Source organism: Achromobacter sp. ACM05 (genome assembly GCF_019218915.1).
Classification (GTDB): domain Bacteria; phylum Pseudomonadota; class Gammaproteobacteria; order Burkholderiales; family Burkholderiaceae_B; genus Achromobacter; species Achromobacter animicus.
Genome location: NZ_JAHUWQ010000005.1, coordinates 297,878 through 313,418, shown reverse-complemented (window position 1 = coordinate 313,418; position 15,541 = coordinate 297,878). Strand labels below are relative to the sequence as shown.

General features: G+C 67.9%; 12 protein-coding genes. 2 read left to right on the top strand and 10 right to left on the bottom strand.

What is annotated here, in order from left to right:
* Positions 1–11 precede the first annotated feature (11 nt).
* Together KW836_RS26165 and KW836_RS26160 are read left to right on the top strand one after the other, a co-directional pair.
* On the top strand, positions 12–425 hold the full coding sequence (locus KW836_RS26165; RefSeq protein ID WP_175122855.1) for a YidB family protein: 414 nt from the start codon (positions 12–14) through the stop codon (positions 423–425).
* Between the two features lie 3 nt (positions 426–428).
* The gene (locus KW836_RS26160) at positions 429–1,430 is read left to right on the top strand and encodes a DUF4434 domain-containing protein (RefSeq protein WP_218345256.1); all 1,002 of its coding nucleotides are present in this window, start codon (positions 429–431) and stop codon (positions 1,428–1,430) included.
* 64 nt (positions 1,431–1,494) lie between these two features.
* Here KW836_RS26160 and KW836_RS26155 read toward each other — a convergent pair whose 3' ends face one another.
* The 10 genes from KW836_RS26155 to KW836_RS26110 form a co-directional block, all read right to left on the bottom strand.
* On the bottom strand, positions 1,495–2,625 hold the full coding sequence (locus KW836_RS26155) for an acyl-CoA dehydrogenase family protein (RefSeq protein ID WP_218345162.1): 1,131 nt from the start codon (positions 2,623–2,625) through the stop codon (positions 1,495–1,497).
* A 10-nt stretch (positions 2,626–2,635) separates the two neighbouring features.
* Positions 2,636–3,310, bottom strand: a complete 675-nt coding sequence (locus tag KW836_RS26150; RefSeq protein ID WP_218345161.1) for an alginate O-acetyltransferase AlgF — start codon at positions 3,308–3,310, stop codon at positions 2,636–2,638.
* A complete protein-coding gene (locus tag KW836_RS26145) occupies positions 3,307–4,800 on the bottom strand; it encodes an AMP-binding protein (protein WP_218345160.1) in 1,494 nt (497 codons plus the stop codon). Before KW836_RS26145 ends, KW836_RS26150 begins: the two co-directional genes overlap by 4 nt.
* Before the next feature lie 25 nt (positions 4,801–4,825).
* A complete protein-coding gene (locus KW836_RS26140) occupies positions 4,826–5,065 on the bottom strand; it encodes an acyl carrier protein (protein WP_175122851.1) in 240 nt (79 codons plus the stop codon).
* 24 nt (positions 5,066–5,089) lie between these two features.
* On the bottom strand, positions 5,090–6,670 hold the full coding sequence (locus tag KW836_RS26135) for an MBOAT family protein (RefSeq protein WP_218345159.1): 1,581 nt from the start codon (positions 6,668–6,670) through the stop codon (positions 5,090–5,092).
* Between the two features lie 9 nt (positions 6,671–6,679).
* Complete coding sequence (locus tag KW836_RS26130) at positions 6,680–7,735, bottom strand: cell division protein FtsQ (protein WP_255596332.1); 1,056 nt, start codon at positions 7,733–7,735, stop codon at positions 6,680–6,682.
* An 88-nt stretch (positions 7,736–7,823) separates the two neighbouring features.
* Complete coding sequence (locus tag KW836_RS26125; protein ID WP_218345157.1) at positions 7,824–8,840, bottom strand: twin-arginine translocation pathway signal; 1,017 nt, start codon at positions 8,838–8,840, stop codon at positions 7,824–7,826.
* A gap of 34 nt (positions 8,841–8,874) precedes the next feature.
* Positions 8,875–11,619 carry a hypothetical protein gene (locus KW836_RS26120; RefSeq protein WP_218345156.1) on the bottom strand — a complete coding sequence of 915 codons (2,745 nt, stop codon included), beginning with the start codon at positions 11,617–11,619 and terminating at the stop codon, positions 8,875–8,877.
* Positions 11,616–13,310, bottom strand: coding sequence for a glycosyl transferase family protein (locus tag KW836_RS26115; protein ID WP_175122847.1), 1,695 nt, complete (start codon positions 13,308–13,310; stop codon positions 11,616–11,618). The genes KW836_RS26120 and KW836_RS26115 overlap by 4 nt, the downstream gene beginning before the upstream one ends.
* A 12-nt stretch (positions 13,311–13,322) precedes the next feature.
* Complete coding sequence (locus KW836_RS26110; RefSeq protein ID WP_218345155.1) at positions 13,323–15,536, bottom strand: cellulose biosynthesis cyclic di-GMP-binding regulatory protein BcsB; 2,214 nt, start codon at positions 15,534–15,536, stop codon at positions 13,323–13,325.
* Between the last annotated feature and the right edge of the window lie 5 nt (positions 15,537–15,541).

Sequence of the window (15,541 nt, the reverse complement as noted above, 5' to 3'; positions counted from 1 at the left end):
GGAGCGCGGCAATGAGTCTATTGGACACTTTGGCCTCGATGGCCGGCGGTGGTCAGCAAGGCGGTTCGGCCTCGCTGCTGCCCGCGCTGATCGAGCAACTGAACAAATATCCGGGCGGTCTGACCGGTCTGATCGCCAGCTTTCAGAAGGGCGGGCTGGGCGAAGTGGTGGCGTCCTGGGTGGGCACGGGCCAGAATCTGCCCGTCAGCCCTGACCAGCTCGGTTCCGTGCTGGATCCCGGCGTCGTGAACGAACTGGCGGCCAAGACGGGGCAGGACACCACTTCCGTGCTGGATTCGCTGTCGGCCCTGCTGCCGCAACTGGTCGACAAGGCCACGCCGGAAGGCGCGGTGCAGCCCGGCCAGCCATTCAACCCCGCCGATCTACTGGGCTCGCTGTCCGGCATGTTCGGCAACCGCGGATAAAGGCTGGGCAGTCCCCTGATACCCCCGCAGCTCAAATCCCCCCTGCGCCGGCGCCTCTTTCAGGCGCTGGCGTTAAGCGCCCTGGCGTCGCTGGCGGCATGTTCGCCGCCGTTTTCCCTGAACGCCACCTTCCTGCAGCTCTGGCGCAGCCACGCGGACCTGACGCCCGAAGACTGGCGCCAGCGGCTGCGCAGCTTCCGGCGGCTGGGCTGCCGCGAGATCTTCCTGCAATGGACCGGACTGGAAGGCGGGCGGCCGGACGACTGGATGGCCCCCGGGGCGCTTCTTGCGACCCTGTTCGACGAAGCCGCGCACCAGGGCATTGGCATCCACGTGGGCCTGCCGTACGACCAGCGCTGGTGGGACGTGCTGGCCCGCGCCGACACGCCCGCGCTGGCCGCCTTTCTGAACCAGACGCGCGAACGCGGCGCCGCGTACATGCGGGAGTCCGGCTGGAATCAGCGCCGCGCATTCCGCGGATGGTATCTGCCGTACGAACTGGAACAGTACAACTGGGCGTCCGCCGATCGGCAGGCGCTGCTGGTGCCATGGCTGGACGCGTTGTCGCGCGCGGCGCAAGATACCAGCAGCAGCGTGCCGTGCATCTCGACGTATCACAGCCGCCTGCCGGGCGACGGGTCATTGGTGAAGTTGTGGAGCCATGTTCTGGACCACGTGGGCATACACCCCATGATCCAGGACGGCGTCGGCGTGGCCGGGTTGGAGAACCTGCGGGCGCTGGAACCGCTGCACGACATGCTGCTGGCGCGCCACGCGTCTTTCGACCTGATCCTGGAACTGTTCGAGGAACTGCCGTCGGGCGCCACCGACGGCTCGACTTTCAAGGCGCGGTCCGCCGATTTTGAGCGGGTGCGTGAGCAGTGGGAGGTGGCGCGCGGCTACGGCGCCAAGCGCATCGTGGCCTTTGCGCTGGACCCGTGGGTCATCGACGACACGCCGGAGGCGCGCGCGCTGATGCAGGCGTGGATGGACGCCCGGCTCTGAAGGTTGCTTTGGCTGCGCGGCCCTGCAGTGCGCCTCTGGGATGCGCGGCGTCAGGCGCGCCGCGTCAGTTGAAGCTGCGGCCGATGATTTCCAGCATGACCTCGGTGGTGCCGCCGAAGATGCGCAATGCGCGCGCGTCGGCCCACGCGCGGCCGATGCCATATTCCGCCATGTAGCCGTAGCCGCCGTAAAGCTGCAGCAGATCGTCCAGAATGCGGCCCTGCATTTCCGTCGCATTGAGCTTGGCGATGGCCGCCGTCGTTGCATCCAGCTCGCCTTCCATCATGCGCGCCAGGCAATCGTCCAGGAAGACGCGCAGCATGGTGCTCTGCGCGCGCGCATTCGCCAGCTTGAAGCGCGTGTTCTGGTAGTCGATCACGCGGCGCCCGAACACTTTGCGATCGCGCGTGTACTGCGCCGCCTGATCCAGCATGCCTTCCTGCGACGCCGCCGCGCGCAGCGCGATCGCCAGGCGTTCGCGCGCCAGCTCGCGCGTCATGATCTCGAACGCATTGTTCAGCGGACCCAACAGGCAGTCGGCAGGCAGGCGCACGTCGTTGAAAAACAGTTCGCAAGTGTCCTGGCTGTGCTGGCCGATCTTGTGCAGGGGCGCGCCCTTTGTGTAACCCGGCAGGTTTTCCTCGACGCAGAACAGCGACAGCCCGCGCGCACCCAGATCGGGATCGGTGCTGGCCAGTACGATGGCCAGGCCCGCGTTCACGCCGTTGGTGATGAAGGTCTTCTGACCATTGAGCACGAAGTGTTCGCCATCGCGCCGCGCGCGCGTGCGCACGGCCTTCAGGTCACTGCCTGCGTCCGGCTCGGTCAGCGCGATGGCGCCGATGGTCTCGCCGCGTGCCATGGCAGGCAGCCAGCGCTGTTTCTGCGCGTCGGTGCCGACGTTCAGCAGATACGGCGCGACCATGTCGGAGTGAATCGAAAAGCCGATGCCCAGGAAATTGGCGCGGGCCAGCTCCTCGATCACCACGGCCGAATGCCCGAAGTCGCCGCCCGCGCCATACGGATCCGGCAGCGCGCAATTGAGCAGCCCCTCGTCGCCGGCCCGCCGCCACAGCGCGCGCGGGGTCACGCCGGCGTCTTCCCATTCGGCATAGCGGGGCGCGATCTCGCTCTCGATGAAGCGCTTGACCTGGTCGCGGAAGAGTTCGTGGTCGTCCCGGAAAACGCGGCGCATGATGGCCTCCCTATCTCTTGTACGCGTCCGTGCCGCTGGTCTGGCCACGCAGCACGGGGGCCTCGGGCGTCCCGGTCAGGAACAGGCTGTAGTGGTCGCCCGGCTGCAAGGCCGGCAGCGGCAGCGCCTGCGACGCGGCCGTGCCGCAGCCGGCGGCCAGCGTCGCGCTGACCGGATTGATCGCGCGCGCGGCGGACGCGCCGGGCTCGACGTCCTTGAACAGGACCGGGCCCGACGGACTGACGGACAACTGCCCGGCGGGGCAATCCGTCGCCAGGTTGTAGAAGCGCAGCTCGGCCTTCAGCGCGTCCTGCGCGCCGGCGTTGTCGTCGATGACGCTGAACGACAGCCTGCCGCCGTCACGCCGCGGCACCAGCGTGCTGAACGTATCGGGCGCCACCTGCAGCGTGCCGGCAAGCTTGCCGTCGATGCGCACGTCGAAGGGCTGATTGCCCTTCACGATGGCGTAGGTGGTGGCCTGCCGGTCCGGTCCGATCTCCTGGACCGGCCCTTGAGCGACCTGCGCCTGCAGCGGGTTCACGTGCGGATTGACCACCCGCACGAACGAGGAACCCGCCGGCGGGCGGGCGGCATACAGTTGCGCCAGCACGCCTTCGGCGGCGGCGCTGGCGGAGCAGGCCGCCAGCGTCAGGGCGAGGGCGAGACGAAAGGTTGTGCGAGTCATGTTTGCGGCTCCGGTTTCTTGCTGAGGCGCGTTTCAAGATACAGGCGTTCGAGCTGCTTGCGGTCCGCCTTGTCCGTGCTGGTGGTGGGAAAGTGCGGGCACGCCACCAGTTCTGACGGAATCATGTACGGCGGCAAACGCCGGCCCAGCGTGACCTTCCAGTCTGTCAGGTCAGCGGGCAGCGGTTGCAAGCCGGCGGCAGGGGAGTGCGTACGCTGGCCGTTTGCGGCGGGTTCGACAAAGCCGATCAGCCTGACGATAGCGCCATCGGGCCGCCGCAGCGCCACCGTGGCCCCGGCACGCACGCCAGGCAGGGCGGCGATGGCCGCGTCGATCTCCGCCAGTTCGATGCGATACCCATGCAGCTTGATCTGATCGTCGATGCGGCCGCGGAAGGTGACGAGTCCCTGCGCGTCGATCTCGCCCAGGTCGCCGCTGCGATACCCGCGCTTGCCGTGGCGCGTGAACATGCGCGTGGCGTTCAGATCGGGGCGGTTCAGGTAGCCGCGCATGACGTGGTCGCCCGCGATGCTGATCTCGCCGTTTTCGATGAAGACCTCGGCATAGGGCTTGGCGCGGCCAATGGGAAATGGATTGGGCGCCGCCGCGCGCAACGCCGGGTCGATCTCAACCCAGGTGGTCGAGCACGTCGCTTCGGTCGGGCCGTAGGAGTTGACGATGCGCACCTGCGGAAAGCGCTGCCACAGTTCCTCGGCCAGTGCGGGCGTCAGCGATTCGGCGCCGAACACGAAGACGCGCAGATCGGGCAGGTGGGCGTGGTTGAACTCGGGGTTGAACAATTGCTGCCGCACGAACGAGGGCGTGGAGGCCCAGACGCTGATGCGGCTGCCGGCCAGATACTGCACAAAGGCGTCGCGCTGCGCGATGGTCTCGCGCGGGCACAGCACGCAGGTGCCGCCCAGCGTCAGCGCGCCCACCCAGTTGAACAGCGAAAAGTCGAAGCTGAACAGCATCTGGTCCATGAAGACCGGCGCCGCGCCCAGCGCGAGGCAGTCGCGGATCCATCCGGCAAAGAGGCCGATGCTTTCGCGGCCGATCTGCACGCCTTTCGGATCGCCGGTGCTGCCCGACGTGAACATGATGTAGGCCAGACTTTTCTCTTCCAGCGGCACGGCCTCACCGCCCGTGGAAACGAATTGCGCGGCCTGCGCGTCGTAGCGCAGGTCCGCGCGCACCAGTTCGCCGATGCGTGCAATGCGCTCGGGTGGGTTGATGACATCCGCCGGCACGAAGGGCACGCCCAACCGCAGGCAGCCCAGTATCGCCACCAGAAACGCCGTCTCCTTGTGGCCGGAAATCACCAGCGGCGTATCGGGTCGCGCGCCCGCGTCCCGCGCTTCCTGTACCCAGGCCTCGGTGGCGGCACGCAGCGCGCGCCACGACGTGGCCCCGCGCGCGTCCACGACCGCGATCGCGTCGGCGTCAGTCTGCGTGTCCGCGAAATCGAATGTGGTGAAGTCGAAGCGCATGGTCCTGCCCTCCCGTGGCTGCGCGTCAGGCGCCGCGGCGTTCCGCGATGAATGCCGCCAGCGTATGCACCGATTCCAGATGCACGTCGATTTCGGTGGGCGGGATCTTGCAGCCGAATTCGCGCTCGACCGCCAGCGCCACGTCGACAGCGGCCAGCGAGTCGACCAGCCCCGATTCGATCAGCAGCGTGTCGGGATCCACCTGCGTGAGGATGATGTCTTCGACGAGTTGCGCCACTTTGGCTTCGATAGCGTTGATGTCCATGTCTTGCTCCGCGACCCCGTGGGATCAGAATTGGAAATAGAGAAACCGGGCTTCCTTGTGCAGGTTCACCAGGCAGAAAGCCAGCAGCACGAGCATGACCGCCAGCCACGCGACGTTGGGACGCCAGCGCATGAACGTCTGCGGGGCCTCGCTCGGCTTGAACAGGGCGGGCGACCAGCGGCCCAGTATCTGGTGCGAATTGGGCGCGAACCACGCGATGCCCAGCAGCACGACGGCATAGATGAGCTGCATGTGGTGGCCGGCGATGACGCGCCAGGCGTCGCCAAAGGCCAGACCCGCGACATGCGCGGACATGTCCAGCGGCTCGATGCCGCGCGCACCCGTCATGCCCTGCACCAGCAGCATCGCGTCGCCCACGCCGTGGGCGCGGAAGAACGCCTGCGCCACCAGCACCGCGACAAACGTGATCAGCACGCACAGCGCGCGCGTGGCGGCATGCGTGTTGCGCGCAGCGGCGGGCTTGCGGCCCACGACGAAGATGCGCCAGGCATGGTTCACCGACAAATACATGGCGTGCAGCAGCCCGAACACCACGAACTGAAAGCCGGCGCCGTGCCACACGCCCGCCAGCGTCATCGTGAACAGCGTGGGCAGCGCGATGCTGCCGGCAAAGCCGCCCAGCGTCTTCAGCCCGGCCGAGCCCACCGGCAGGTTGCGGTTCGTGCGCCACTTGTTCACCGCCACCGCCACCGGGTAATACAGATACGCGGTGATGTAGCGCGTCAGCGTCATGTGCCAGCGCGCCCAGAATTCGATGATGTTGCCTGCCTTGTAGGGCGAGTTGAAATTCAGCGGGAAGCGGATGCCGAACATCTTCGCCAGGCCCAGCGCCATGTCCGAATAGCCCGAGAAATCAAAGTAAAGCTGGAGCGCATAGCAAAGGCTTGCGCCCCATGATCCGAAGAACTGCAGCTCACCCGGCGCCGCGAACCCCGCGTCGGCGTACGGCGCGATGCCATCGGCCAGCAGCACCTTCTTGGCCAGCCCGATCACGAACAGGATCACGCCCACCGACAGGTTCTCGGCCTTGAAGCGGTAATTCTCCGGCTGCGCGAACTGCGGCATCATTTCCTTGTGATGCAGGATCGGGCCGGCGATCAGGTGCGGAAAGAACGTCACGAACAGCACGTAGCTCAGCAGGCTGCGCTCTTTCACGACCCCCGCCTTGCAGTCCAGCAGATAACCGATCTGCGTGAACGTAAAGAACGAAATACCCAGCGGCAGAATGATGTCGTCCGCGGTTGCCGCCGTCATGCCCAGATCGTTCAGGAAGTTCAGCAGCGTCACGAAGTACTTGTAGTGAAACAGCAGCGCCAGGTCGGCGCCCACGCCCAGTCCCACGATCAGGCCCTGCAGCCGGGGGCGCGCGGCATTGTGCAGGATCAACTGGCTGACCAGGTAATTGAAGGCGATGGAGCCGGCCAGCAGCACGACGAACTGCGGATTCCACCAGCCGTAGAAGACCAGCGAGGTCAGGCACAGCCACAGGGCCGCCAGCCGCACGTTCAGCCTTCCCAGCGCGTAGTACGCCGCCAGCGTCACGGGCAGGAAGATGAAAAGGAACAGGTAGGAGTTGAATAGCATCTTGGTCCGCTACGGGATGCGCGCCAGCAGGGCTTGTTCGTCCGCGGTCAGCGGCAGCGACAGGGCGTTCTCCGAGAATTCCCAGATCACGAGTTTCAGGCTGGCGGGCCATTGCGCGCGCTGCCCCAGCGCCATCGTCAGCGCGCCCGAGAACTGTCCGCCGTCCACGCTCATGTTCCAGACCTCTCGGCCCAGGCCCATGCCCAGGCGCTCCCCGAACTGGCTGCGGCGGCCGTTGGAGGTGCCCGCCAGCAGCACCTCTACCGGGGGCGGCTCGTCCAGGAGGCCGCCGCTGCGCACGGGTTCGATCTTCGCCTCCGACACCTGCTCCAGCTCCGGCCGCCATCCGGCCGGCGCCTGCTCCAGGCCTGCCAGCACGATCAGGTCGCCCATGCGCGGCTGGGGCGCAGAGGCCGGTTCCGTCTTGAACGCCTGCGTCCCCTTGCCGTTCAAAAGCGGCAACGCCGCTTCGGCCACGCGCGCGGCTGCCGCCTGCGCACCTTGCGCATTCATGTGCACGTCCGTACGGAAAAAGCGGGGCGCGGGGGCCGCCATCAGCGCGTCGCGCAGGTCGACGAAGGGCACGCCGTCCGCGCGCAGCGCGGCCTGCCAGGTGTCCAGCGTCTGGCGCATCGGTTGCGACACGGGCAGGCCGCAAAGCTGGGCGGACTCGATGCGCGACTTGTCCGGCACCGCGACCACCAGCACCTGCACCTGCTTGGCGCGCAGTTCGCGCACCCAATGCCGCATCAGGCGCAGGCGTTCGTCGAAGGCGTGCACGCCGGGCGGCGGCCGCAATCCGTCGCGGTAGAACAGCCAGCCAGGGCAGCCCATCGCGACCTGCTCGCCCAGGTCGCCGAACAATCGATAGCGCAGCGCGGCATTCCAGGTGTCGACGTCGGCCTGGCGCGGCAACGCCAGCGCCTTGTTCAACGCGGCGCCCGCCGAGCCATCCAGCCACGCTGACGGCGACATCGCGACGGCGCCGACGCGCGCCTGCGCCAACCGCCACCCGCCCCAGCCCAGGCCGACGGCCAGCAGCACGGCGACCACCCAGGCGGTCAGCCGATGGTTGGCGTCCGGGCGGCTGGCGCCGGGACTTCCGGTGCCCCGGCCTCCGGCGGCGTGCGACTTGTCCGGCGTACTCACGTGCCTACTTCCCGATAGCCGCTTTCATGCGCGAACGCCAGGTGTCGGCGCTCATGATGGACGCGTTGTCCCACAGGCCGCGGGCCTCCGGTCCCTGCGCGTAGGTGGGTTCGAACATCTGCCAGACCAGCACCTGCGGCTTGTTCTGCTTGAAGGCGGGCGATTCCAGATACTCCAGCAGCATCACCCAGTGACCCACGTTGCCGGGTTTCCAGTTGACGGAAACCGGACGGTCCAGCGCGTTGGACAGCTTCTGCGGAAACCCGAAGTAGGGCTGCACCATGCTGTGGCCGGTGACGTGCACGGGCGCCGGCGTGTCGTCCACGAGGCTCTGGCTGTCGGATTGGCGCCGCACCGTGAAGGTCTCGCGGCCCGCCTGCTTGCGCTGGTCCGGCGTGAGGAAAAGCTCGGCCAGGTCGCCATAGCGGCGCTCGTTGACCACGCTGCCCAGTGCCATGCCGGTGCCGGGCTTGCCGGCCAGCGTCTTTACGTCCTGCTTGATGCGCTGCGCCAGCGCATCGGCGGTGGCGTCTGCGGCGGCCTGCGTCCAGTGCTGGTCGGTGCGATAGAAGACCTCCTGGCCGCTGCTCTTGACCCGCTGCAGCACGGCCTCGTCGTCGATGGTCGCGACGCCGGCCTGCTTTAGCTTGTCCTGGATGGTCTGATAACGCTTCTTAACGTCGGCGCTGAGCGCTTTGCCGTCCGGCAGCTTGTCCTGATAGAAAAGCGTCTTGTCCGGCAGCACCAGCACCTCAAGCTGAATGCCCTTGGCCGCCAGCGCGTCACGCGTCTCGCGCACCAACTGCGTGGACGCGTCGATGCCGCGCATATCCACCTGCGTCAGGCTGCCCCAGCCAGGAAAGAGCCAGTTGTCCTTGCCCTGAATCACGATGGACGAGGCCTGCTGCGCCTGCGCCGCGGTGGCGCACGCCGCCATCAGGGCGGCCGATGCCAGCGCGCGGGCCAGCGGGCCGGAAAGGCCCGGCAGGGTGCGTTTCGGAAGACGGGTTGCGGTGTGCATGGGTGAACTCCTTGTATTGCGGATCGGCGTGCCGTCAGTACGACAGGGTCAGGTTGATGAACAGGCCCTTGGCCCGATCGGCCTGCCCGCCGCCGATGTTGAAGCGGTATTGCGTCGTCAGATCCAGGTAGGACATGGGTGCGGTGTAGTGGCCTTCGCGGAACCAGTAGCGCAGGTTGAAGCCGGGGCCGGCGCCCATGGACCACGAGGTGGTGTCGCCCAGCAGCCGGTAGGAATCCGAACCATCGATGTCAAAGCCGGTGACACGGTTCTTGTTCCACAGCCAGTCCGCGCCGATGACCGCATAGGGAAAGAACACCAGCCGTTCGCTGATGGCGTCCACGCGATAGCTGCGGCCCACGCGTAGTTCGCCGGCGCCGAACGCCTGGTCGCGTTTCAGCCGGCCCGACGACTTCTCACCGTCGACGCCCGTCGCGTTGTCGCGCAGCCAGAACTTGGCCGGCATGTCCTGCCAGGAATAGCCGGCCTGCACATAGCCTTCCATCGTGAACCAGTCGGGTCGGTCGATGCGCAGCGTCGTGCCTTCGTACAGGCCGTAGGTCACGTATGCCAGCCAGCCGCCGCTGCCGGCGTCCGTCTGGTAATGCGCGGTCTGGTTGTCGCGGTTCAGGGCGCAGCGCAGGGCCGCCGGGTCCGGACTGAACGTGCCCCGGCGCGTGGCGCTGCCCAGATTGAACTGGCGTTCCAGCCCGAACGTCACGCCCACTTCGGTGGACGGCGTAAAGCGCATGCCCAGCGAGCCGATCGTGGTGGGGATGCCGGATATGCCCTGGTTGGTGGCGCTGTCGATGTCGACGGTTCCGCCGCACGGGTCGGACACCGTCTGGCTCGCGGTCCGGCCGCCCTTGTCGTACAGCGTGTTCGACAGGCGTCCGTACAGTTCAAAGGTCCGCGTCGAGGAATTCAGGAAGTCCGACGGCCGCCAGAAGATCTCGGCGGTGCTGAACACGGCGTCGCCTGGCACGGTGATGGCCGCGCCGCCCAATCCCGAGGATGCAGGCCGTGCCCCGCGGTAGCCCGCGGAAAAGTACCCGCCCCATTCGCGCGACAGCCCGCCGACGGCGTTGCGCGTGTCAAAGCGCTGCTGCGGCGTGAGCTCGAGTTTGCCGGCGTCGTTCTCGTCGATCGCCTCCTTCAGGCGATCCACCGCGCCGCGCTTGTCCCCGACGCCGGCCAGCGCATAGCCTTCATCCAGGATCACGGTCGGCGGCGCCTTGCCGGTGGCGCGCGCCGCCTGGAAGTCCTGCAGCGCCAGCTTGGGCTGACGCATGCGCTGGTGCAGGTAGCCGCGCTGCATCAGCAGCGTAGGGTCGTCGGGCTGCGCGGCCAGCGCGGCGCTCATGCGCGTGTTGGCCTCGGCCAGTTGCGCGGCGTTCCCGGCCGCCAGCGTGGTGGTCAGCAGGCGCTGGTACTCCTTGTTGGCGGGATCCTGCTCGGCCGCCTTGCGCGCCTGGCTGATGGCTTCCTGGTAATCCTCGCGCGCGTACGCGGCATAGGCCAGTGACGCAGGGCCGCCGCTGCCTGCGGCATCGGACGGCAGCAGTTCGCACGAGGTGCCGTAGGGCGTGTCGCGGCAGTCCTGCACCGGCGCGGGATAGTTCGCCAGCGTCAGCGTGGCGGGGATGGCCGGGCGGGCGCTCGCGCGCTTGATGCGCTGCGCCGCGGCTTCATCCTTGCTGCCCAGCGGCTCAACCAGCGCCAGCGCGCGCGCGTTTTCGCCCGCGGCCAGGGCGGCGTCGGCCGCGATCAGGCGCACGTTGCGCCGCTGTTCGTCGTCCAGCCAGTCCTGCTTGAGCGCCGCATCGAAATCCGCGTCCGCCTCCTGCGTCATGCCCTGACGCTGCCGCAGGTAGCCACGCATCAGTAGCGCAACGGTGTTCTCATCGTCCTGCCGCATGGCGTCCGTGGCGGCTTCCTCGGCGGCGGCGAGCTGGTTGTCCAGCATGAGGGCCGTGATGAGGAGCAGGCGATGGCTGGGACTTTCGGGCGCCAGCGCGACGGCCTGCCGCGCCAGAGGCACGGCGTCGCCGGGGCGGTTGGCGATCAGCGCCTGATAGCCTTCCTCGGCCGGCTTGACTGCCATCCGGCGCTTGAGCGTCTGCTGCCGCGCGGCCAGGTCGTTGCCGTTTGGCGCGCCCAGCGACACGGCCTTGGCCGCGGCAGCTTCGGCCTCGGCGTACTTGCCCTGCGCTTCCAGCGCATCGAGCCACAGCATGGCCCATGCGCCCTGTTTGGGATCAATCCGGAACGCGCGTTCGGCGCCGCGCTCGGCTGCGGGATAGTCCGCGCGGTTGTAATCGGCATAGGCGCGGGTGGCGATGGGAAAGCCGCGCTGGTAGGCACTGCTGGCCCGGGGCGTGGCAGGCGAGGCCGCGGGCTGGGTGCCAGGCCGGGTGGCGGCGGCAGGGCGCAGGTTGGCGCGCGCTTGGCGCAGGGCCGGCGAGTCCAGCCCGCTGGCGATGGCGTCGGCTGCGGCCTTGTCGGCTTCGGCAAGCTTGCCCTGCTTTTGCAGCGCGTAGATCAGCAAGAGGCGCAGGCGCTCCACGTCCGGGCGCAGCACGATGGCCGATTCCGCCTGCTGCTGCGCCAGCGCGTAGTTGCCGGCGTCGTAGTTCTTGTAGCCCTCGTCGGCAAACTGCCACGCCGCGCCTTCCAGCGGCGCTTCGGCCCCAGGCTGCGTTTGCGCCCCAACAGGCGCTGCGGCCCAGGCGCAGGCGAGGGCCGCGGACAGAACGAGCGAGCGAGGAAAGGACATCATGGGGGTGAAGGTTTGGTGGCGGGCGCGGCCGGGGGCTCGCCTTGTCCGGCCTGTTGGAATTGGATGGCTTCGGTCAGCGTGCCTTCGTCCAGCCAGCCCTGTTCCGTCAGGATCTGGCCCAGCGGCTTTTTCTCGCGCGCCTGGATTTCCAGCGCCTGCTCCAGCGTGGTCTGGTCGATGGCCTGCCACGACAGCAGCAGCTCGCCCAGGCGCTGGCGCTGCTGCGCCAACTGATCCGTGGACGGGAAGTCGTGCATTGTCTTGTCCCACGCCAGCCGCTTGCCCGTGATCAGATGGCCGATGAACAGACGCCACGCCCGGGCCGCCGCCATGGCGTTGATGAAATTGCCGACGATCATCCGCGGAATCGACAGCAGCGCGTGCTCCCAGCCATACATGCGGCCGACGAAGTAAGCGCGCTGCACCACGCGCAGCAGCAGGGCGACGGCATTGGCCCACATCAGCGTCACCAGCCAGCCGCCGGGCCGGAAGTACGACGGGTAGTACACCGTCCACCAGCCAAACAGGTCGGCCAGATAGAAGACGAAGAAATTGGCCAGCAGCACATAGGCCAGGATGGCGATGAAGGACGTCACCAGTCCCTTGCGATCGCGAAAGAGCAGATACTTGGTCGCGAGTGACCCCGTCCAACCCACCTGCTGCCAGCCCTGTAGCCCGATGCCCAGCGTCCAGCGCGCCTTTTGCCGGTACGCGGTGCGGAAGGTGTTGGGAAAGTACTCTCGCACGCCCAGCGGCATGCGCAGATGTGCGACCTGTTCCTTGCCCAGGCCGAACCACGATTGGCGCCGCGTCACGTACTCGACCGGGAACTTGCCGAAGATCTGGCGCATGCCGCGCTGGGCCAGACGCGCGCCGATGTCGTAGTCCTCGGTCAGCGTGTCGGTGTTGAACGGCTGATTGTTCGTCTCGGCCGCCAGCTCCACCAGCGCGCGGCGCGAAAAGCACGTACCCACGCCCGCCGACGGCACCATCTTCGACAGGCTCTCGCGCACCACCAGGTCCTTGGTGTGCCATTCGGCAAACTCGTCCATGTAGGTGCCGGCCACCAGCTCGTACCAATGGCGTTCCAGCGACGTCACCGGCAGCTGGATGAAGTCGATGCGCGGCAGCAGGTAGTTGTAGTACTTCAGCTCCAGCGGATGCAGCACGTCTTCGCTGTCATGCAGGATCACGCCGGCAAAGGGCACGGGCTGCTTGGCGTCCTGCGCGAAGATCGCCTGCACGATCCAGTTCAGGCAATCGGCCTTGCAGGTCGGACCATCATGCGGCACCTCCACACGGACCAGCTGCCGGTAGCGCCGCCGCATCCGTTCCACTTCGTTGATCGTGCGCTCGTCGTTCTGGTAGGTGCCGGCAAAGATCATGTAGTTCTTGTATTCCAGCGTCGACACCATCGTCTCGAGCATGGACGCGATCACGTCGTACTCCAGCCAGGCCGGCACCATGATCGCAAGCGGCTGCTCTTCCTTGGCGCGAAGCTGCGCGGCGGTCAGCGGCGTGTAGCGGCGCTTGATGGTCAGCGACCGCCACAGCTCGCGCACCCAGTACCAGCCGTCGATGAACAGGTCATCCAGGCTGGACAGGAGGATGATCACGCCGACGACGGCGGTCACAACCTCCAGTCCGCGGTAGTAATCCGCGATCAGGTAGGGCCAGTAGAGCGAGGACATGACGCCGTGGCCTTAATGGGGATCCTTGCGTTTCCTGCGGGCGACGCGCATGGCGAAGATCAGGAAAAGCAGCAGCACCAGCAGGCTGATGCTGATGGCCGGCACGCTCCACGAGATGTAGCGCCGCCATTCGAAGAAGGCGCTTTCCCCCGCGCCCGGCGGGTGGCTCGCGTCGGGGTTGGCGCTGTCGATCCACGCGACGGGCCCCGCCGCGCCGATGATCGCGATGTTGCCGCGATTCAGCACAAACGGCGCATCGGTCATGCCGGGCTGCTCGCCCAGCGTGTGCCACAGCACGCCCTCCTGGCCGCCCGCGCTGACGACTTCCGCGGTGCTCAGTTGCGTCAGCCCCGAGATGTCCAGCAACGTCGTGTCCTTGCCGGCCACCTTGAGCTGCTTGCGTTCATTGACCTGAACGGCGGGCTTGGCGCCGTCGACCGGCAACTCCATCGCCAGGAACGCGCGGGCCGGTTTGACGGCCTGGCCGGCGGGCGACACCGACAACTCGGCACGCGTGGCCGACACGCCGCTGGCCGCGGCGATGCCGATGACGCGCTTGATGTTGTCGGGCGCGTCGGCCAGATAGCTGTCCGGAATCAGCACCTGCGGCGACCCCGCCATCAGCGGCAAGAGTCCCACGAACGTGCCGTCGGGCTGCGCCTTGCCGGGCTTCACGTAGCTGGTCGGCAGCACGTTCACGGGATAGCCCTGCGGAATCTCGTTGCAGTCCACCGACACGGGCTGGCGCTGGAAGGTCACGCGCACCGCGTTCGTCACGCCCAGCGCATAGCCGGGCACCCGCGCCGTCAGCCGCTCGGGCCGGCCGTCGGCCTCCAGCTGCTTGGCGCCCAACAGGATGCCGTTCCAGAAGATGGACGCCACCGGGCGCGTGGACGAGGCCCCGGGCGCGGCCGCCACGTCCATGATCAGTTCATCCGGCACGCGGCCGTCGGTGGTTACGGCGGCCAGCGGAAACGACGCGTTCCAGTCCGCGCGCGCCACCACGTCAAAGCTCGCCGACGAGCCGCCCAGCGTCGACAGGCGCACGCCGCCATCCTGCATGGACTGCGGGGGGAGGGCGGTCTGCACCTGCACCTGGAGGCTTGCCAGGATGCGGCGCCAGGACGTGTCGAAAACGCCGGCGCCTTGCGCGCCCGCGTCGGCCGCGACGGCGATCACCGCCTGGCGGCCCAGCGACACCAGGCGGATCTCCTTGGACGCCAGGCCGGCGCCCGCCAGCGGCATGCGCTGCTGGCGCCATGCCTTGAACGCGTCCGCCGCATCGGGATCGGACGCAAGCTGCGCCTGCAACGCGTCCAGCGCTTCGTTGTACTTCGTGCTGAGCGCGGCATCGGCAATCACCACGTCTCCGGCGACGGCCGGCGCGCCCATCACGAGCAGGGCGCCGATCTCGGCGGGGTTGGCGAGCTTGTGCGTTTCCTTGCCGGTCAGCGCGGCAAACGCCGGCACCTGTCCTAGTCCGGCCGGGGCCTGCAGACCGCGCGTGTCGACCGCTTCGCCCACCGCCGGGAAGGCCCGGACCGCCACGCGCTTGCCGCTGCGCTCCATTGCCACGCCCAGGCGCCAGGCGCTGTCGAAGGCCTGCTGGTCCAGCTTGCGGCTGGCGACCATCAACACGGGCTTGCCCGGCAGCGAGCCCCAGGCGTCGTCCAGGCTGTTGATTGCCGACGCGTCATAGCGGTAGCTCAGCCGCGTCTGCGGCGAGATCGTCAGGGCATTGCCCGTGGCGCGGTTGCTTTCGCAGTGGCGCAGCGCGATGTCGGACTGCCAGTCCACGCCCAAGCGCAAGAAGCCCGAATCTCGCGTGCGGCGTTCGACGGCGAGCGTCCGGCTGGCCGAGCCTTCGCCATCGGCGACGCGCTGCGCCGTTTGCGGCACGCCGTCCAGCCACAGCACCATGCTGGTCCGCCCCGGCTCGCCCTTGGTGTAGCGCGCGTCGAAATCCAGCCGCGCGTCCGTGACCGGCACACCGCGCGGCACCGGCAGATAGAACTCCTGCCGTGCATCGCTGTTGGACAGGACGACGGGCTCGTTGATGCCCAGGTCTTCCAGCGTGGTGCTGCGCGTCACCATGTCGTCGCTCTGCAGCCGGCGCAGCGCGTCGCCGGCCGGACTGGCCAGCGCGGCCAGCGGCGCCAGCAGCCCCGCCGCGAGCAGGGCGCGGCACAACGTACGGACATCGGTGGCTTGTAAGGAGGAGGGCATGAAAG